This window comes from Sporofaciens sp. JLR.KK001 (genome assembly GCF_036941055.1).
GTDB lineage: Bacteria > Bacillota > Clostridia > Lachnospirales > Lachnospiraceae > Sporofaciens.
Genome location: NZ_JAYMNO010000001.1, coordinates 860,430 through 878,524, shown reverse-complemented (window position 1 = coordinate 878,524; position 18,095 = coordinate 860,430). Strand labels below are relative to the sequence as shown.

Below are 18,095 nucleotides of genomic sequence, written 5' to 3'. Positions count from 1 at the left end.
TTACAATGACCTTATCAACAGGCAAAAAGCCTTGAAAGGAGTTTTGAGTATGAGCGTTTTGCAGACGATTGATCTGAAAAAGTATTACGGCACAGAGCCGAACATCACCCGCGCCCTTGACGGCGTGAACTTCTCCGTGGAGGACGGCGAGTTTGTGGCTGTTGTGGGAACCTCCGGCAGCGGCAAGTCCACCCTGCTTCACATGATGGGCGGGTTAGACACTCCCACCAGCGGAACCGTGATCGTCCGGGGCGAAGAACTGGCAAAGAAGAACGACGAACAGCTCACCATCTTCCGCCGCCGCAACATCGGCTTTATCTTCCAGAATTATAACCTTGTTCCCATCCTGAATGTGTATGAGAACATCGTCCTGCCGGTGGAGCTGGACGGGGACACGGTGGATCAGAAGTTTTTGGACGAGATCGTTCACCTGCTGGGACTGGAAGATAAACTGAAAAATATGCCGAACAATCTTTCCGGCGGACAGCAGCAGCGTGTGGCGATTGCCCGCGCCCTGATTACCAAACCGGCTATTGTGCTGGCCGACGAACCGACCGGCAACCTTGACAGCAAGACCAGCGCCGAGGTGCTGGGGCTTATCAAGCGCACCAGTGCGGAGTTCCGGCAAACTGTTGTGATGATTACCCACAATGACGACATAGCCCGTCTTGCAGATCGGATTGTCCGCATTGAGGACGGCAAGATTGTGGAATAAGGAGGTGGCAAGCTATGACATGGCCTTTTGAAAATGATACCAGCGCCATTACAAAGAAGCTGGCAAACAGAAGCATTAAAGCAGATAAGCGAAGAAACATCTTTATTATTGTAACGATTGCTTTTGCTGCCTGCCTTATGACCGTTCTTGCGCTCTATACATTCGGAAAATCACATGAATTGAAAACATTCTTACAGGGGCGCTACCAAGCGGCAGTTATTGATGTGGATTTGGAAACAATCAATGATTTAAGGCAAGATTCCAACATTGAAATGGTAGGAACAGAGGCTTTAGTTGATAGTTTCCGTGTTGATGATTATACATTGAATGTTAATTTTCGGGACAGCAATAATCTGTATTTGTATTCCACAGAATTTGTTGGGAACTTACCTGATAAGGAAAATGAAGTTGCAGTTTCGGAAGCCTATTTGAAACATATTGGCCGCCCTGTTGAATTGAACCAAGAAATCGAATTACCGTTGCAAAATGGGAAAAATGCAAATTTCACTGTATGCGGTCTTTTACATGACGATGGTGCAAATAGGCGGTATCAAGTATTGGTATCTGATTCTTTTCTGCAATCGTATTTTCAAGATCACATCCCTTATAATGCTACACTACGGATAATGGGAAGCGGATCATTCAAAGAGGACGAATTGAAAAATTTGATTAAATCTTGTTTGACCCCTTATGGAATCAGAGAAGAACAGATCGCTTATAGTTCGTCTTACTTTGATAGTGTTGATAACTCAAGCCGAGATATGCTGGGTGTAGCGGCAATTAGTATTCTAATTGTGATTGCCTGTTCCACCGTTATATACAGCCTATTTTATATTTCAGTCGTTGGGAAAGTCAAAGAATATGGCCGTTTAAGGGTAATTGGCATGACCCAAAAACAGATTAAACGCATGGTAAAAAGAGAAAGCTGGCAATTATCCCGCACTTCAATTCCATTAGGGATTGTAGTTGGCTGCTTAATAGGATATGTGCTTGTACCCAAAGGCTGGAATTGGCTTAATACATTGGCAATTATCGTTGTTATCTCCATATTGACTGAATTATCGGTTGTTCTATCAATTCGCAAGCCGATTAAAATTGCAGCAAGCATTTCTCCCATTGAAGCTGTACGCATATCAACGACAACTGAAAACGAAAAGTTAAACACCAAAAAATTAAGGAGAAAACTAACTCCTGAAAATTTAGCTAAAATCGGTTTTATGCGAAACCACAAAAAAGTGATTTTGACTTTAATATCATTGGGATTTTCAGGAATTTTACTGATGAGTGCAGCAACATTTCTGGCTTCTATTGATGAAGAAGATATGGCCCGGCAGTCATTTGGTGATAAGGAATTTTTGATTACACTTTCCGATGAATATAGCGACAATTCCTTGAAAGATAATCCGCTGGACGATAGCATGATAAATCTTTTGACAGATTCTCCATATATCACAGATGTTAAATCTATAAAGGGATGTTCCGCAGACATTTTACTTCCAGATAAAAAAGAACCGTCCTCGTTCCGTGAAATTATAGGATTGTCGGACGATGAATTTTCCAGCTTATCGAATAACCTACTATCAGAGGAAATAAGCTACCAAGAACTTGTCGAGAAAAATGGTATCTTAATTGACGACACAGCCGGTATGCTAAAGTCATGGGAAGATTATAGTGTTGCTTTAGGAGATGTGGTAACAATAGTATCTTCTTCTGGAAAGAAAATCGAATTATCTGTCGTCGGAACTATTGACATGAGCGATACGGACTACAACGGAACATATTTCTTTGTCCCGGAAAATATACTATCCGAGATATATCAAGAGAAGAAGAATTTTAATACTGAATTTGTCATAAATGCAGATGTGAACCAACTTCCTGCGGCAGAAAATGTCGTCTTAAATGCAATCGGTGACAATCCTGATATTCAATTTAATAGCTTTGATGACGCACTATCTTCCATAAAAATGCACATGACAGGGTATCAGATTCCAATCTACGGGTTAATTGTTTTTATTGCAATTTTCGGTATTATCAACCTTTGCAATACCTTGATGACGAACCTTGTATCCAGACAACAAGAATTTGGCGTATTGCAATCTATTGGTCTATCAAATAAGCAATTATATAAGATGTTGAGAATGGAATGTTTGTATTATGTGTTTGGGACAATGGCAATAACATTTATTTTCGGCACAGCAGCAGGTTATATTCTATGCCAGATATTTAATCAAGTTGGAGTGTTCGGAAAATTGCATTATACTTTCCCATTCTTGCAAGTGCTTCTATTTTTTGCAGTCCTCGTAGTAATTGCATTGATATATTCGACTTTAGCCATTCGCTATTGCCATAAGCAATCTCTTGTAGACCGCATTAAGACAATGGAATAACCTTTTGGGATCGGCGGGGCGGCGTGTGCTGCCCCGCTTTTTTCGCCATTTCTCAAAAAATTTTTGAAATGTCCGAGCTTTGTAACAATTCAGCCTGTTTTTCTGTCGAAATCAAAGGCACCTTGGACATTTGTGTAACATTTGTAGTTTATGCTTGTGGTAAATCAATATTGGGGGTGAGGACATATGAAAAAGATACTGCTGATCGACGACAGCGACACCTATACATGGTGTCTGCAAAAATACTTACAGCACCGGGGCTACCCGGTGAAAACGGCTTGTACACTGAAAGAAGCGCGGGCCGCCATCCAAGAGGAAATGCCGCTGGTGGTCTGCTGTAATCTCGATCTGCCGGATGGTTCCGGCATGGACTTTCTGAACGAGGTGCGGGCCGCAGATAAGGAGCTGCCTTTTATTCTGGCGTCCTGCCATCACAAGGACGACTACGAACAAGAGGCTATGCGCCGGGGCGCGACGCTGTGCATGGACAAAATGAAAGGACTGCTGCTGCAAGATAAGCTGGTGGAATACGCCTACCGGCAGTTATCCGGCGAACCAGATTCAACTTTTCATAAGCTGCTCTTTGTCCATGCGGAAGATACCAGCGCCGGAGTGCTGCGGGCTGCTATGCTGCAAAAGGGCCTTGACCTGATTCTGGTTTCCTCGATTGGGGAGGCCGAGCGCCGGATTTTTGAGGATGAGGAAATAGACCTGATCTTGTGCGATCTGGAACTGCCGGATGGCACAGCAATGGAGCTGTTTCATACGCTGCGGCGGGTGGCAGGGATGTTCCAAATGAAGAATCCCCCTGTCCGGCTTCTGCCGTTCTTTATCCTCACCGAGAACAACGACCTTGCCACGGAATATGAATACCGGCATGAGGGCGTGAACGACTATATAACCGCCCCGGTAAATATCCCGGAGCTGGCCCGGCGGGTTCTGTTCTTTGTGGAATGAAACGAGCCTACATATCCAAACATCTGCCTCCACAGCGGGGAAAAGAAAAAAACCGCTGACGGGCAGAGGATTTCTTGCGCTTTCCTGTATCACTGACGGATACGGCGGTTTTGAGTAGATCAAGGCCGCCGTTTCTTTTTGCTAAAAAGCAGACCTCCAGATGACCCTCAGCAATCAGCATGGGCGGTGTATAGGAGGATACCGCCATGTCTGCAATATTCATTTGTAATAGCTATGACATATATCAATTAAAAAAAGCATAGGCCCTCCTCCGGGATATTATAGTTATCTATCAGTATTATCAATCCATATAAATCAGCATAATCATGGTGTTTTTTGTTGCGCCAGTTTCTCATTGCGAGAAGCTGGCGTTTCTTATTGTCGATTTTTAGGGAAACCTCCCGATGTGTACCGCTGCCGGTCCCCGCCTCCATTCGATTCACCCGTCAACCACGCCTGAATCGAAATGGAGGAAAACTATGGGATTTCACTATGGATACGAAAAAAGGAAGTTTGATGCAGAATGGACCCGGCTGGAACAGGAATACCGCGCAGCCGGTATGGACGATAGGCAGATCGCGGCCATGAAGGAATATGACTGGACCTGGTTTTGCAGCCAGCGGACCTATCAGAACCGCGTACAGGCCCTTCCCAGCGAACAGTGCGAGGATGAGAGCGAGCAGTCCTGCCTGTTTCGGAAATTTGAATCCCTGTCCTGCACCTGGGACACCAGCGATGTGGATTCTCGGCGGTTTGGCTGGCTGTCCTCCCTGGAGGATGAACTGCTGTACCGGCGGCTCTGCAAATTGCCGGAGGACGATCTGGAACTGCTGACCCTGCTCATTGTGGACGGATACCGGCAGGCCGATGTCGCAAGGCTATGGAACTGTTCCCGGAGCGCAATCACACAGCGAATAAATAAAATCAAGATTTTTTTGAAAAAGGCTTAACAAATCGCCTTTCCCAATGCCTACACATTGAAGGGACAAGTCCTCTTGCCCCTCATTGCAGCTTGACAACTGAATATACGGCATAACAGGTACATAACCCGTATCGAAGCGGAAAAGGCGCGCCGCCAGGACGGTTGCTTGCAGGAGGTGATGACAGACAGGCAATCCGAGCGATCTACGTCCAGCCTTAAACCCGGAGATGGCGTTCCGGGCGCGATGATGGTGCGGGGGCTTAAAGATACTTCCTCACGGCCCGCCAAAGACTTGGGGGGAACCCTGCGGCGTGCGAGAAAAACGGCGCTGCGGAGTTATGACAGCTCTGCCGGGAGCGGCCTGTTATGTCCCCGTCGTCAGGGGGCGTGGCAAATATGACGAACCATCCAAACAGAATTGCAGCAGCCGTACCGGACGGTATCCAGCGGCAACCGCTGCCCTTATCTTTCGATACGGCTGCTTTTTAACCATAGAGCAAAAACAATTTTTGAACGGAGGTGCGTCTTTATGACCAAACAGACAACCCCGACAAGCTCCTACAAAGAGGTGCGGATCGGGAAAACAATTTATCGCGTCACCAGCTTTTTTTCGGGAGAAAAGGACCTGGGAAAGACGCTGGAACAGCTGGCAGTCAGACGCGCCATGTCGGAAGCCATTCCAGCTGCCAGCGGTTCCAAATAACAGAAAGCCTCGCGGCCTGCCGTATCCTTGCGCGGCGGTGGATTCTCCGGTAAGATATTCATGCAGGGTAAAACCTGCGGAGCCATTTTGCCGCACGAGGTATGGATTCTGAGATGGTCGGGAGGTAAAAGAAAGATGATGGATACAACATACAACGTGGGCATCTACTGCCGGTTAAGTAACGACGATGAACGTGATGGGGAATCGGTCAGCATTGAGAACCAGAAATTGCTGCTTCAAAACTATGTCAGGCAGCGCGGCTGGAATGAGGTCGATGTCTATATCGACGACGGATACTCCGGCACGAACTTCAACCGTCCAGGCGTCAGGCGGTTAATCGAGGACGCAAAGGCCAAGCGGATCAATGTGATTCTGGTGAAGGACCTTTCCCGTTTTGGCCGCAACTACATCGAATTTGGGCAATATACGGATTACCTGTTCCCCTCTCTTGGATGCCGGTTCATCGCGCTGAACAACGGCATTGACACCATGAGTGACAACGGAAGCACCGATGTCATGTGCTTTTTGAACTTATTTAATGAGTTTTACAGCCGGGACACCAGCAAGAAGGTCAAGGCGGTCAAGAGGGCCTGTGCCGAAAACGGAAAATTCATGGGAACCTACCCCGCCTATGGCTACCGGCGCGACCCGCTGGATAAGCACCATCTGGTGATTGACGAGGAAACCGCGCCGGTTGTCCGCCGTATCTTTGAGATGCGGGCATCAGGCATGGGATTTCACGCCATCGCGGTGGCGCTCAATGAAGAAGGGATTCAGCCGCCCGGTGTGCTGTACTACCAGCGAAAGGGCCAGAGCGACCCCCGCAGGGTCAACCACAAATGGGCTGACCAGACGGTAAAAAACATGGTCCGCAACGAGGTCTACATCGGGAACATGGTACAGGGCAAAAGCGGCACTCTCTCCTATAAATCCCGCAAGCTCGTCAATAAAGCCTAAATGCGTAGAAAGGTGGTATCTTTTCCGCTGACGCTCGGCTTCTTTCCGGCGGCGCACTCTTGCGGCGCAGTCCGGGCAGTATTTTCCACGGTTTGACTTGGGGAGAAAATACCCGCCGCACTCGGTACAGCGTTTCCTGTCTGCCCGGTGGAGTAGGGCGGCTTCCAGTTTCCCGTCCAGCGGCAGCACGGCGGCAATGAACCAGCGGCATAAAAGAGAATAGCTGATACTCTGCACACATACGCAAGGCTCGCCGTTATCCAGCAGGATACAGTTGCCGTTATCGTAGTTGCAAGCTGCGGAAACATTTCTCCCTCTGATACCTACAAACCTGCAAAATGCAAAATGGACGTTGATTTGCGGAAATTTCCCCTTATTCCTTACAACACCACACAAGCCGGAATAGGCGGAGATTTACGGAAATTTCTCTTTGCCTGCCCTCCACGGACAGCTTGCGTATTTGCCAAATGGGAGAGGAAATTTCTTTCTATCCCCTTTGCACGGCATAATACTGGCGATTTTTCAAAATGCCAAAAATGGGCGCAAAAAAACAGGAAACCTTTTCTTGATTTCCTGTCTTGGTGTGCCGTTCCATGTAGCGGCGGTTATTCAGTTTACAAATAAGCCGGATTTAATTTGCCCCAGTGTTGTTCCTTTTCGCAATTACAGCAAGTAATTATTTTCCCGGTTTGCAATCTGCAAACCAACCAATTTGTAGGTTGCATATCCTCCCATAACCAGCGGCTCTGCTTTGCAAATTTCTTCTGCTTCTTCACGGCTCTCTGTTTTTAGGATATACATACCTGCCATTCCCGGATAGCCTTTAAAGACACCGCAGATTTCCAGCTTTCCCTCATCGTCCAGCTTTCTTATGTTCTCAACGTGTTCCATAACTACCTGTTTTGTCATTTTATTATAGGTCTTGCTTTTCTCAATCATCATCATATACATCAATTTTTCCATACGATTTTCTCCTTTACATTCTATGGGGATTCACTGAGGGTATTATATTATATTTATCCGGCAATAGCAATCTGTCTGTCATTCTCTGGAAACAAACTTATAGCCCACGCCTATAACGGTCTTTATGTAGGTAGGCTTGCGGTTGTCCGGCTCTATCTTTTTTCGCAAGTTGCAAATTACATTGGCAACGCTTGACTGGCAGCTTTCACTTTCCATGCTCCATACAGTTTCAAAGATTTGCGCCTTTGTAAATACCCTCCCCGGACTGGTGGCAAGGCAACAGAGTGCGCCATACTCTAAACGGGTGAGATTTATGTCTGCCCCGCCTTTCAGTACCCGGCGTTGGTGTAATCTGATTTCCAATCCTGGAAAAATCAGTGTGGGGAAGTGCGGCGGCGGCATGGCTTCCAGCGGTATTATATGGGCAAGGCCAGCTATGGCTTTTTCAATCGCTTTTTCTTCTGTGCCATTGAATGTAAGCATGACTATTTTCCCGACAAATATCACCTCCCATTATGTAGCCTGTCCGTCAAACCGAAAACGGAACAAAGCAGAGATAAGCCGCTGTTTTATGCTATCCTCGGTGTCTGTATCTATATGACCATTTTCAAGGGCTGCCATACGGATACGCTTGCTGTAATGTCGTAAAACCTCTTCCACGGCTTCCGGCTCTCCGCTGGTCGCCCGGACAATCGTTTCATAAGGCAAAAGATTCGGATTCCCCATGTGAAAGCACCTCCATTTCTTTATGCAGGAGTTGTAAAGTCCTATGGATTTGATACCCGGTCGTACTCCGGCAGCGTCCGTACATTTCCCCGATTTCCCGCTGTGTGTAATGCCTGAAAAAGTAAAGGAAAATGATTTCCCGGTTTTTCTCCGGCAGAGCTAACAGGGCGGCGGCAAGTTTTCCGTTGGTGAGGATAACTGTCTGACCGCACATCGTAATGGAGTATTCTTCATAGGGTGCTTCAAAATATTCGTCTGTTGTGCCTAAAGGGTAAAACTTTTCTTCTGTGAGGTATTCAAGGGATATTTCTTTTTGTCGCCGTCTGCTCCTGTCACGCCATGCGTTGATAGCCGCAAAGCGTATGACGGTCTTGCAAAAGCCGTTGAACGTATACATGATATGTTCTTTGTATGCTTCTGTACAAGCCATAAATGATTCCCCCTTTCTCCCACATGGGGCGTGCATGGTTTCGTTTTAATGCTATATTGCATTTGGTACATGGATAGTTTATCATAGAATAGTGACAAGGGCTGTCACCATTCGGAAAGGAGTTCAAAAATGTCAAAAGCAGAACGGCTTATCGAGATGATGATAACAATAAATGCAAAAAAAGATTTTACTGTAGGCGAATTGGCAAATGAATTTTCCGTATCAAAAAGAACCATACTACGTGACTTGCAAGAATTGGAACAAGCTGGTTTCCCTCTTTACTCCGAAGTTGGGGCGGCGGGTGGGTATCATATCTTAAAAGAACGCATTTTGCCGCCTATTGCTTTTTCAGAAAGCGAAGCAAAAGCTATTTTCTTTGCCTGTCAAGCCTTGCAATATCACCGTGACTTGCCGTTTGAACAGGAAACCATATCCGTCCTAAAAAAATTTTTGAATTGTCTGCCATTAGATGTACAAAACAGTATTACGCAGATTCAAAACAAGGTAGTATTTTGGATTCCAGACAGACATTGCGATTCGCCATTACTTAAATCAATGTTCCTTGTTGTGATAAACCGTCATGCCGCAACAATACGGTATTCGTCAACATATTCTGAAAGTACACGCACAATTATACCTATCGGCTTATATGCTATGAATGGACTTTGGTATTGCCCCGCCTATTGTACAACGGCAAATCAAATCAGAGTATTCCGGGTTGACCGTATTAAAGAAATCATAGAGGAAAAGCCCTATCCAAAAGGGAAATACCCTATTCCTACGTCTATTCAAGAATATCTTGAAAAAACAGATGTTAGGAATGATTACCATATGAAAATCCAACTAACGGATATAGGCGTTAAACGCTGTGAAAGTGAATGTTTACTTGCAAGCGGATTAACAACATTTCCAACGGGCGGCGGGATAATCGACATGGAAATAAATCATGCAGCTTTAGAATGGGTTGCCGATTATATATTGCCATTTGGGAACAACGCCACTGTGTTAGCACCATTGGAGCTAATAAAACTAATGCAGCAAAAAATATATGAATTACATCAGCATTATTGCAGTTTGGAAACAAGTATGAATGAATGAGAGGGATTCCGTCGTCATCGGCATTGTGGGAAAATCTAAACTTTTGGATTTTCCCACAAATCCAAACTTAGAAGAAATCCAAACTTTCCTCTGTAAATCCTTTATTCAAGGCATTTTCTGATATAAAAGTTTGGATTTTGTTTTGTACTTCTCTTGTCAGAAATGAGAATAAATTGATTGAAACAGAGCTAAATAGCAATGTTTTACGCATTTTGTCATAATTGGAGTATTGTACTTTGTGAAACGAAATCCAAACTTTTTTCGGCAAGAATCCCCAATTATCAAGCTGTTTTCAGAAAAGTTTGGATTTTATATAAGTTTGGATTTGTGGGAATGTGTATAACTGGCTGTCTCATGGAATTGTGGGTAACTCTGTTTGCAGGACGTGGGAAAGCTGCACTTTAGCTTTTCCATGTGCTGTGAATAGAGTTATCCATGATTCCATAGCCTGTTATGCACATTTCCATAATGTTTGTCTTTTGGTCTTTGGCTTCTTTGGTTCGGAATAGTGTGGTGCTGGCGGTCTATCTCTTGTTTTCGGTTGCTTGCTTCTTTACCGTACATGAGCATTCGCGCCCGGATTGTCATTGCCGTAGCCCTCCATCAGATTGATTACGCCCCAGATACCAAGCCCGGCTCCAAGTGCTACAACAAGGGTCTGCAAAACGTCTACTGCGCTATTGAAAAATGCCATAAATATATCCTTTCTGCCGCGTCTGCGGCTGTCCGGCAAGCGGACAAAAGGCGGTCAGCGTATGGTCGCCGCCGCATAAAAAAACCGCCCTCTGGTAAAGGCGGCTGTCCCCGCGCTGCGTAAGTCCTGCGGCGCGGCGGTATTCAGTTGTAAGGGGTGCGGCTCCTGCCGCTGTGTACTGCGCCGGAAAGTGGGGGCGCGTATCATGTAGCCGGTATGGATAGATGTGATTGCTTCAATCGCTCCCTTCTGTGTCCTGCTGTGCTGCCGGACGTTTTTTTCAGACTTGCGGGAAGTGAATAGCTTGCGTAGCAAGGTGTTCGCTTCCCGCAAGTTCACAAAGGGGTAGCTGCCGCCAGGCAGCGTAGGGGAAGTGTAGCTTCCCCTGTCCCCCGGCGGTCTGCCATGCTGTCACTGTTGCGGGATAAGCCCCCGGCGCGTGACATACTCCGTTGCAAAACGGCGGTGTTCCGCTTCCTTTTCCCGCCAATACTCCCATAATGCAGCGTCGGCGGCTTCCGCAACATTCATTAAAAACCGTTCAAGCTGCTTTTGTTTTTCCTCTGCGCTACGTTTCCTCATGGTCTGCGCCCTCCTGTAAGTCTGCCGCGTCAATCTCGTAATAGTCAAAAACCTCGTCGGGCTTGACAATGGCGGGGCGGCGTTTAAGGTGCTTTTCCATGTCAAAGGCGTTCTTCGGGTCTGCGTCGGACAGGTACTTGTATTTCGGGTGCTTCGTTATGTCGAATTTGTCCGAAAAGAACGGGCGCACCCCGCGTAGCTGCAAGATACATTTCCCTCCGTCCATGACTGCGATTTCATCTTCCGTCATAAGCTGCTTTCCCAATTTCTGATAGTTCAGCCCATGCGAAAGCTCCCGCCCCCTTGTTTCGGAAGTGTTGAAGCTGTCTATCGTTTCCTTGCCTAAAATCTCCGATATTTCTTTGAGCGTCGTTTTTTCCTTGCCGCCCAAGAAAAGCGTGGTGTCGCAGTTGCCGACTATGGTATCGGCGTTGTCCTTGTAGATTGCTTTTAGCTGTGACTGGCTCTGCAAGATGATTGACGCAGATATTTCCCGGCTTCGTATCGTTGCAATGAGCTTTTCAAACTTTGGTATCTGCCCGATATTGTAGGCTAAGAATCCGGCGCCTTACTGCCTCACGACAGCAGGTTTCCGAACCCTCGCCCCGGAACCGCACGTACACCTCTCGATGTATACGGCTCCCCACTATACATCCTCTACAATTATTTATGGATTCTGTCATAGCAGTCTCCACACACTACAAGCGTTTTTCTTTTCTTCTTGTTCATGATCGCTCCCCATTCTGTATTAACATCAAGGTCGCTCATACTTTTTACTTGATACACTTTGACCGCTGACACGTATGCACCGCACATTTCGCAGACGTTCGCCTTGTATCTGAAAAACAATTCTTTTGGCTTGTTCATCTGCTCATATTCGGGTATGATGTCTGCATAACTCCCAAGGGCATATTTCACCCTGCGGAATCCCTCATTATAGAGGACTGCATACTTTGTACCTTTCTGTGTTTTGTACGGCACTTTAAACTCTTTGTTTTTGGTATATTTTAGCTTTGCTTTTGTCATTGTGATACGGTATTTTGCCGCAACGGTCTTGTACAGGCTGTATTCCATGACATAATGGAACTTATTTAATACGGAAACATTGCTCGCAAGACGGTAGTAATTGTAAATCCCCCGAATCTGCGCATTGTACTTCCGCACCATTTCATGCACTGGCAGGAAAATATAGTCGTTCCGCTGTAACGGCTTCCAGACTTCCTTTTCCCCTGCCCTTGAAACGATTTTCAGCACACCGTAATTTAACAGCTTCCCCACCCATTTCTCTTTTGGCAGGTACAGCTTGATTTTGCCGGTGTAGGCTTTAACAGTCCCTTTTCCTTTGGCTTTTTTCAGCGCACTGTCGTTGCATACCGTAACGTCATAGCCGAGGAACCTCGCTTTGTCGTCACTGTTCGTGATGAGCGTCTTTTCCGCAGACAATTCCAGTTTCAGCGTTTCCTCAAAGAACCTCCCAATATCGGACTTAATCTTTTCAGCATCTTCTTTGCTTCCGATTACGCCGATAAGAAAATCATCGGCGTAACGCACATACTGTATCCGCTTATAGCCTGTGTCCATTGGGTCGCCCATAGGGATTTTCTGGAACTCCCTCTTTAAGTCTGCCAGTCGGCGTACTGCTTCCTGCTTTTCTGTATCACAGTAGCCGTCCCATTCTTTTCGGATTTTGGCTTTGCACCTTTGGCGGTATGACTGTTTTCTGGAGTACTCATTGTTCCTTTTTCTGCCCGTGCCTTTATCAAATCCCTTTTTGTAGTCCTGCATAAATCGGTCAAACTCATTAAGGTAGATGTTTGCAAGGATTGGGCTGATGCCAGAACCCTGGGCTATGCCGCTGAAAGTGGCATTGTACTCCCAGTTCTCCATATAACCTGCACCCAGGAATTTCCAAATCAGCTCAATAAAGGCTTCATCTTTAATCCGCCTGCGCAGGATATTTACAAGGCTGTGGTGGTCTATCGTATCAAAGTACGATTTTATATCCCCCTCCACAAACCATTTCACACCCGTGAAGTTCTGCTGTAACTGTAAGAGTGCCGTATGGCAGCTCCTGCCGGGTCTGAAACCGTGGGAATAGTTGGAGAATGTCGGGTCATAAATACTTTCAAGAATCATCTTAATGACTTCCTCCACCAGTTTGTCGTCTGACGACGATATCCCAAGCGGTCTCATTTTCCCGTTTTTCTTTTTGATATACTGTCTGCGGACAGGGTTCGGTTGATAACTGTGGTCTTTCACCGCATGGATGATTCGCTCCACTCTTTCTTTACCGTAACCGTCGAGTGTCAGCCCATCTATGCCGGGTGTCATTGCGCCCTTGTTGGCGTAGATGTTTTGGAGAGCCTGCAAGTAGAAATCCTCATTATAAAGATTCCTGTACAGTCTCTCATACCTGTAGTTTTCCTCTTTCGAGTGTTTCTGTAGATTCTCCAAAATAATCTTTGGACTTCTCATGATGTCTCACACACCTTTCCTAAATTATTTCAGTCGTATAGCTGTCTCCCTTCGCCATGTGAACGGTATTACCGCCTCGGACTACTATGGAGACTCCGTAGCCATGCAGGATATTCAGACACTGTATGCCATAGCTTAAAATGGTAAGCGTTCCTGTTTAGGCTATCCTCGTTTAGGCTTGTCTGTACAAGCGTGTCATGCTGTCGGCTATGACGTTCGCCGTTTTCCGCTTATTGCGGCTGGTCAGTGCGGAATGTGATGTGTAGACGCAGTTCGCAAACTCTGCGTACACCCTGCACTGCCTGACGTATAATAGCTATCTTCCGTCAGTGCTGACGATAAAGCCCCTCTGGCTGTCATTTAAGCAGTGTAGCTGTTTAACCTCATACATGACATTTCATCTTGATGCCCGTTCACAGCCTGATAACTGGCTGAATAGCACCGTTGCCGACATGCTATACTCCCCGTCGGGTTTCCCTTTCGGATAAGTCGGTTGATGATAGGAATTAGGCTTCAAATGAAGCCCTCACATTGAACCTACTATCTTGCTAAAGATAGATTACAAACAAGCCCGCGCGGAACGAATGGGTTCCGCTTACGAGCGCACCGCAAATTCATCAAGTAAGCACCTTACATGGACGGGAAGCCGCCCGCCGTATTCATCATCTGCTTTGTCGCACAAGAGGTTGAATAGCTGTGTGTAGAGAATACTCACGACAAAGTTAAAGGTGTCGTCGGTGTCGCTGATAATCACGAAAAGGGCGGTCTTTCTGTCGCCTATGGTGTCAAGCTCCATTTCGTCGGTTTCCATAAGCTCCCGCAGCTCCTTAATGTCGAATGGGGCTAACCTCGCGCCGCATGAGATAAGTATGCTTTTTGCGGTCTTTCCTGTTGCAACTTGTCAAGGACATATTCATCATTTTTCATCACTTTTTCTTGGCTTGCCTTGTTTTCCATGCTCTAAATCGTGGAGAATGACACGCTTTAGCTTGTCCTTTACGTTTTGGGTACTGGTATCAGAAAAATGTACCTCGACTAAGTAGGTTGTCTTATCAATCTTCTTTTGCAAACAGGGCGTTAATCGCCCTGTGATGTTGGTCTGAATATTGTCGCTCATGTTCCTCCTTTTGGACGAAAAAAAGGCACATGGTTTACAATTTACTATTCCATGTGCCTTTACGCTGTTATAAGATTGTTTAATTTCTTGCTATGCCATAACTGGTGTTGCTAACTCCTTGACTTCATCAACTGACAAGCCAGAATACAATGCTATTTTTTCTAATGGCAGTTCTCCGTCTTTAATCATACGGAGCGCATTATCTATTCTAACTTCTTTTGCTTTTTCATTCCTCATATCTTCCATAATTTTGCACATGATCGCCACTCCTTTCTCGTCTTGCTTGAAATATCTTGCTTTTTTAGCAAGTGCTTCATAGTTCATATCATCGGGATTAGTGCATGAAAAATCGTGCATTAGTTTGCCGATTTTATCATTGCCCCTGTATTTCCCATTAACATATATGATATGCGAACCGTCACCAAACAATTCATTTCCCTCATTGGTCTCCACATACCGCTGTATGTGATATACAGCTTGATTTTTGCCCATAACATCATTCTCTGTAATAAAAATAACATAACTGTCGGGAATATTTTCTGTGTCATCTCCAGACTTCAATATATGTGCATCTAACAGACTGCTGTTGTGCCTTGCCCTTTTTGCACCTGCTCCTGCGTCTGACCTTTGAATTTCTACGTCAAATTCTCTCTTGGTGCTATCAATTGCATGGACATCTAAAATAGCAGAACGCCCTTGTAAATTCTTCAACAGTTCTTGAGTACGAACCGACTTTATTATTATATCCTCCCGTCCTAAAACAATCCGAAGTATCAGTTCCACGCCCTCATAATTATCTGCAAGGCAGACAGTCATAAAATCATCATCTATATATCGGAGCGATTTCAGACGCTCTAAATCCTGTTGATGAGTATTCGCTGTTATGCTCAAAATATCACCTTCTTTCGCTGTTTTCATTATACATCAGACAATGCCTTTTGAAAATTAAATTTTCCATAAAGTTTCCTTAGCTTTCTATACGCTCTGACACTGTGTAATTATTTTGTTGTGATTGTAGTATGGTAATGGTTGGTAACAAGTTGGAACTTTACTACTGCTTTTTACTAAGTTTCTTTACGCATATCCAAATTACGATAGCAGTAATATTTCCATCTGCCGGGCAGTTCTGTTTTCAAAGCATCAAGTTCCGCATCAGAAAGGAGAACATTATGGAATCTCCCATAAGCGGCGGGGGCGGGCGTGTCTTTCTCTCCCTCTTTCTCTATCTCTTTATCTCTCTCTATCTCTAACTCTCTCTCTACGCTACAAACCTGTTTCAGATTGTTACCACCCGTTTCATCCGTGTTACATTGTAACAGCCTGTCATTTCCGGCAGCCTGTTTTTTCCTCTCCCTATGCTCCCTCACACGCATAGCTGAAGCCGTTTCAGAACCGATGATTGTCGGCACTTCCGTTAGCTGGTACTCGTCATCATCGCCAATCTCTATCAGCCCGTGCCGCTGTAAAAACGCAAGCGTCAGCTTCACATTCTCTGCGTCCTCGTCAAGCGCAAGGGCAATCTCCGAAGCGAAATTGTCCTCCACGCCCTCAAAGTAAAGTTTCCCCTCGTCCTTTAACGACAGCAGCATCATTTTCAGGTAGATAATCGTATGCGTATCGCCGCCCGCTATGGAGCGCAGCTTCTTGATACGCTTGTCCGAAAACCAATCCGCTTTCAGCTTCAGCCAGTAATACCTTTTTGCCATAAATGCCTCCTTAAACGCACAAAAAGGACAGCCCAGACTTTTCCCATAAGTCTGTGACTGCCCTTGCGCTGTGTTTGATGATAAATATTCAAAATCCCTTAAAACATTTTCTGCAAACAGTTGGGAAGAATTGCAGAATCATATGTGGGATTATGTATTCAGTTTTTGATATTTTTGTTCTAAATTTTCAGCTTGTCCGCACCGTATTTGTGAATGATGCGGAAAAGGATTTCTTTCTCTTTCCCCTCTGCTTTATCATATAAGCCGCATAAAGTTTTCTGTTCCGTCAGCGTGAGGGTGTTAGTATAAGGCTTGTAATTTTCTGTGATGAAAACCCCACCGCCCTCGCCCGGCTTTGTGTAGACAGGGTAATCAAAAGACAGTACGATAACGTCATTCATTATCGTGCGCCTTGAAACCTCCAGTTCCCATGCAAGCTCCCTCATTGTCGTGTGCCCTCTGGAGGATAAAATACTGATGATTTCCATTCTCCGGTGTGCAGTGTCCATGCCACGCCTCCCGTCATTTTCTATGTAAAACTTTCACAGTACGGTCCAAATTCATGTATGATTGACAAAACAATTCTCCTGTCCTCTGAACCACAGGTCACAGCAACTTTTTCCAAGCATTCCAACTGTTCCTGCGTGAGTGTGTTCTGGTGCTGCCCCACACCGTCCGCAAGGAGATAACCGCCGTCATATCCCTGTTTTGTGATAACGGGGAGTTCTTCGCCTATGATGTCAAAATCCCTGCGTATGGCTTTCCTGCCGACACCGTACATCTTCATCATTTCCGATGTGGTCAGCTTTTTCCCCGACATCAGCATACGCTCTATGTCACGCCGCCGCTGGAATGCGTTGTCCTTCATGTTTCACCTCCTTCCGCTGTTTGATTTCCTGTGACTATTATAGAAAAAGTAATGTTCCCCCTATGGCTACCTTCCTCAAAAAAGTTGGGTTATTTTTTCAAAAATGGTAAAAGTTATACCGACTTTTTTTGAATAAATCCCGTATTTATCAGCGTTGTCGAAAAAGTCGGTATAACGTCATAGCAAGCACTGCCTGTGTTCCCTCACAGGCTGAATTTTTCCAATTTTCCCAAAAGCGGAAACTTTAAAAAATTGCTTGTAGGGAGAAGTTTCCCCCTAACCCCCTCTGCGTTCAAAAATCACAAAATGTCCTGCCGGAATTTCTGATTTTTTCACTCATTTTTCTGCACGAATATCCCCCATAACGGGATAGAAGATAGTGTAAAATCCTTTCATAATCCCATTACAGAAAGGACAATAAAAATGGCAAACAGAGAACGCAAAAACGAGTTAAAAATATATCTAAGTGACGATGAGCAGTACATACTGGAACAGAAAGTAAAAGCCTCCGGCATGAAAAGCAAATCCGCTTTCCTGCGCCGCCAAATTTTGTATGGTTTTGTCTATGACATTGACTATTCCGAACTTCGGGAATACAATACCGCACTCGGAAAAATCGGCGGCAACCTGAACCAGATAGCAAAGCGCATGAACGCCACAGGAAACGTATATGCAGCTGATGTAAAGGAAGTCAAGGAGCTGATGAAAAAAGTGTGGGATACACAAAAGTCCATGCTCTCAAAACAGCCATGCATGAAACAGTAGACCAAAACAAAATGTCTGCTGAAACACAGG

General features: G+C 45.4%; 21 protein-coding genes and 4 pseudogenes. 9 read left to right on the top strand and 16 right to left on the bottom strand.

What is annotated here, in order from left to right; translation table 11 throughout:
- Positions 1 to 49: 49 nt before the first annotated feature.
- From VSQ62_RS04795 to VSQ62_RS04765, 7 genes and pseudogenes are all read left to right on the top strand, one after another.
- Positions 50 to 715: an ABC transporter ATP-binding protein gene (locus VSQ62_RS04795; protein ID WP_007890430.1), complete on the top strand. Its 666-nt coding sequence runs from the start codon at positions 50 to 52 to the stop codon at positions 713 to 715.
- A 14-nt stretch (positions 716 to 729) separates the two neighbouring features.
- Positions 730 to 3,102, top strand: coding sequence for an ABC transporter permease (locus VSQ62_RS04790; RefSeq protein WP_160284709.1), 2,373 nt, complete (start codon positions 730 to 732; stop codon positions 3,100 to 3,102).
- Positions 3,103 to 3,288: 186 nt separating this feature from the next.
- The gene (locus tag VSQ62_RS04785; RefSeq protein ID WP_334633514.1) at positions 3,289 to 4,059 is read left to right on the top strand and encodes a response regulator; all 771 of its coding nucleotides are present in this window, start codon (positions 3,289 to 3,291) and stop codon (positions 4,057 to 4,059) included.
- A gap of 479 nt (positions 4,060 to 4,538) precedes the next feature.
- Positions 4,539 to 5,009 (top strand): sigma factor-like helix-turn-helix DNA-binding protein, encoded by a 471-nt coding sequence (locus VSQ62_RS04780; RefSeq protein WP_334633513.1) that lies wholly within the window; start codon positions 4,539 to 4,541, stop codon positions 5,007 to 5,009.
- A gap of 150 nt (positions 5,010 to 5,159) precedes the next feature.
- Complete coding sequence (locus VSQ62_RS04775; RefSeq protein ID WP_334633512.1) at positions 5,160 to 5,381, top strand: hypothetical protein; 222 nt, start codon at positions 5,160 to 5,162, stop codon at positions 5,379 to 5,381.
- A gap of 129 nt (positions 5,382 to 5,510) precedes the next feature.
- Positions 5,511 to 5,684 (top strand): hypothetical protein, encoded by a 174-nt coding sequence (locus VSQ62_RS04770; RefSeq protein WP_002578908.1) that lies wholly within the window; start codon positions 5,511 to 5,513, stop codon positions 5,682 to 5,684.
- A 135-nt stretch (positions 5,685 to 5,819) separates the two neighbouring features.
- Positions 5,820 to 6,638: pseudogene (locus tag VSQ62_RS04765) on the top strand (recombinase family protein); the annotation flags it as partial.
- Here the strand turns inward: VSQ62_RS04765 and VSQ62_RS04760 are convergent.
- The 5 genes and pseudogenes from VSQ62_RS04760 to VSQ62_RS04740 form a co-directional block, all read right to left on the bottom strand.
- Positions 6,636 to 6,962: pseudogene (locus VSQ62_RS04760) on the bottom strand (cysteine-rich VLP protein); the annotation flags it as partial. The pseudogenes VSQ62_RS04765 and VSQ62_RS04760 sit on opposite strands and share 3 nt — an antisense overlap.
- A 342-nt stretch (positions 6,963 to 7,304) precedes the next feature.
- Positions 7,305 to 7,604, bottom strand: a complete 300-nt coding sequence (locus tag VSQ62_RS04755; protein WP_016214548.1) for a YciI family protein — start codon at positions 7,602 to 7,604, stop codon at positions 7,305 to 7,307.
- 78 nt (positions 7,605 to 7,682) lie between these two features.
- On the bottom strand, positions 7,683 to 8,087 hold the full coding sequence (locus VSQ62_RS04750; protein ID WP_016288520.1) for a winged helix-turn-helix domain-containing protein: 405 nt from the start codon (positions 8,085 to 8,087) through the stop codon (positions 7,683 to 7,685).
- Positions 8,088 to 8,117: 30 nt separating this feature from the next.
- On the bottom strand, positions 8,118 to 8,330 hold the full coding sequence (locus tag VSQ62_RS04745) for a helix-turn-helix domain-containing protein (RefSeq protein WP_120425416.1): 213 nt from the start codon (positions 8,328 to 8,330) through the stop codon (positions 8,118 to 8,120).
- Positions 8,302 to 8,760 (bottom strand): RNA polymerase sigma factor, encoded by a 459-nt coding sequence (locus VSQ62_RS04740; protein ID WP_162227806.1) that lies wholly within the window; start codon positions 8,758 to 8,760, stop codon positions 8,302 to 8,304. The genes VSQ62_RS04745 and VSQ62_RS04740 overlap by 29 nt, the downstream gene beginning before the upstream one ends.
- Before the next feature lie 129 nt (positions 8,761 to 8,889).
- Here VSQ62_RS04740 and VSQ62_RS04735 point away from each other — a divergent pair, with 129 nt between their 5' ends.
- On the top strand, positions 8,890 to 9,858 hold the full coding sequence (locus VSQ62_RS04735) for a helix-turn-helix transcriptional regulator (protein ID WP_120425418.1): 969 nt from the start codon (positions 8,890 to 8,892) through the stop codon (positions 9,856 to 9,858).
- Positions 9,859 to 10,411: 553 nt separating this feature from the next.
- Here VSQ62_RS04735 and VSQ62_RS04730 read toward each other — a convergent pair.
- The 11 genes and pseudogenes from VSQ62_RS04730 to VSQ62_RS04680 all read right to left on the bottom strand — a co-directional run bounded on the left by VSQ62_RS04730 (position 10,412) and on the right by VSQ62_RS04680 (position 17,300).
- The gene (locus VSQ62_RS04730) at positions 10,412 to 10,552 is read right to left on the bottom strand and encodes a Maff2 family mobile element protein (protein WP_002586628.1); all 141 of its coding nucleotides are present in this window, start codon (positions 10,550 to 10,552) and stop codon (positions 10,412 to 10,414) included.
- A 54-nt stretch (positions 10,553 to 10,606) separates the two neighbouring features.
- The gene (locus tag VSQ62_RS04725; RefSeq protein ID WP_334633510.1) at positions 10,607 to 10,867 is read right to left on the bottom strand and encodes a hypothetical protein; all 261 of its coding nucleotides are present in this window, start codon (positions 10,865 to 10,867) and stop codon (positions 10,607 to 10,609) included.
- Positions 10,868 to 10,963: 96 nt separating this feature from the next.
- Entirely contained in the window at positions 10,964 to 11,134 is a 171-nt protein-coding gene (locus tag VSQ62_RS04720) for a hypothetical protein (RefSeq protein WP_002569167.1), read from the bottom strand.
- Positions 11,121 to 11,681, bottom strand: a pseudogene (locus VSQ62_RS04715) (type IV secretory system conjugative DNA transfer family protein); the annotation flags it as partial. The pseudogene VSQ62_RS04715 and the gene VSQ62_RS04720, both read right to left, overlap by 14 nt.
- Positions 11,682 to 11,797: 116 nt before the next feature.
- Complete coding sequence (locus VSQ62_RS04710; RefSeq protein ID WP_334633508.1) at positions 11,798 to 13,609, bottom strand: reverse transcriptase domain-containing protein; 1,812 nt, start codon at positions 13,607 to 13,609, stop codon at positions 11,798 to 11,800.
- Between the two features lie 607 nt (positions 13,610 to 14,216).
- A pseudogene (locus VSQ62_RS04705) lies at positions 14,217 to 14,510 on the bottom strand (type IV secretory system conjugative DNA transfer family protein); the annotation flags it as partial.
- A gap of 15 nt (positions 14,511 to 14,525) precedes the next feature.
- Positions 14,526 to 14,726 (bottom strand): transposon-encoded TnpW family protein, encoded by a 201-nt coding sequence (locus VSQ62_RS04700; RefSeq protein WP_334633507.1) that lies wholly within the window; start codon positions 14,724 to 14,726, stop codon positions 14,526 to 14,528.
- A 90-nt stretch (positions 14,727 to 14,816) separates the two neighbouring features.
- Positions 14,817 to 15,644 (bottom strand): PD-(D/E)XK nuclease family transposase, encoded by an 828-nt coding sequence (locus tag VSQ62_RS04695; RefSeq protein WP_334633506.1) that lies wholly within the window; start codon positions 15,642 to 15,644, stop codon positions 14,817 to 14,819.
- Between the two features lie 146 nt (positions 15,645 to 15,790).
- The gene (locus tag VSQ62_RS04690) at positions 15,791 to 16,432 is read right to left on the bottom strand and encodes a phage replisome organizer N-terminal domain-containing protein (RefSeq protein WP_334633505.1); all 642 of its coding nucleotides are present in this window, start codon (positions 16,430 to 16,432) and stop codon (positions 15,791 to 15,793) included.
- A 179-nt stretch (positions 16,433 to 16,611) separates the two neighbouring features.
- Positions 16,612 to 16,941, bottom strand: coding sequence for a helix-turn-helix transcriptional regulator (locus tag VSQ62_RS04685; protein WP_120412820.1), 330 nt, complete (start codon positions 16,939 to 16,941; stop codon positions 16,612 to 16,614).
- 20 nt (positions 16,942 to 16,961) lie between these two features.
- Entirely contained in the window at positions 16,962 to 17,300 is a 339-nt protein-coding gene (locus tag VSQ62_RS04680) for an HTH domain-containing protein (RefSeq protein ID WP_334633503.1), read from the bottom strand.
- A gap of 423 nt (positions 17,301 to 17,723) precedes the next feature.
- Here VSQ62_RS04680 and VSQ62_RS04675 point away from each other — a divergent pair, with 423 nt between their 5' ends.
- A complete protein-coding gene (locus tag VSQ62_RS04675; protein WP_334633502.1) occupies positions 17,724 to 18,065 on the top strand; it encodes a MobC family plasmid mobilization relaxosome protein in 342 nt (113 codons plus the stop codon).
- The last annotated feature ends 30 nt before the right edge of the window (positions 18,066 to 18,095 follow it).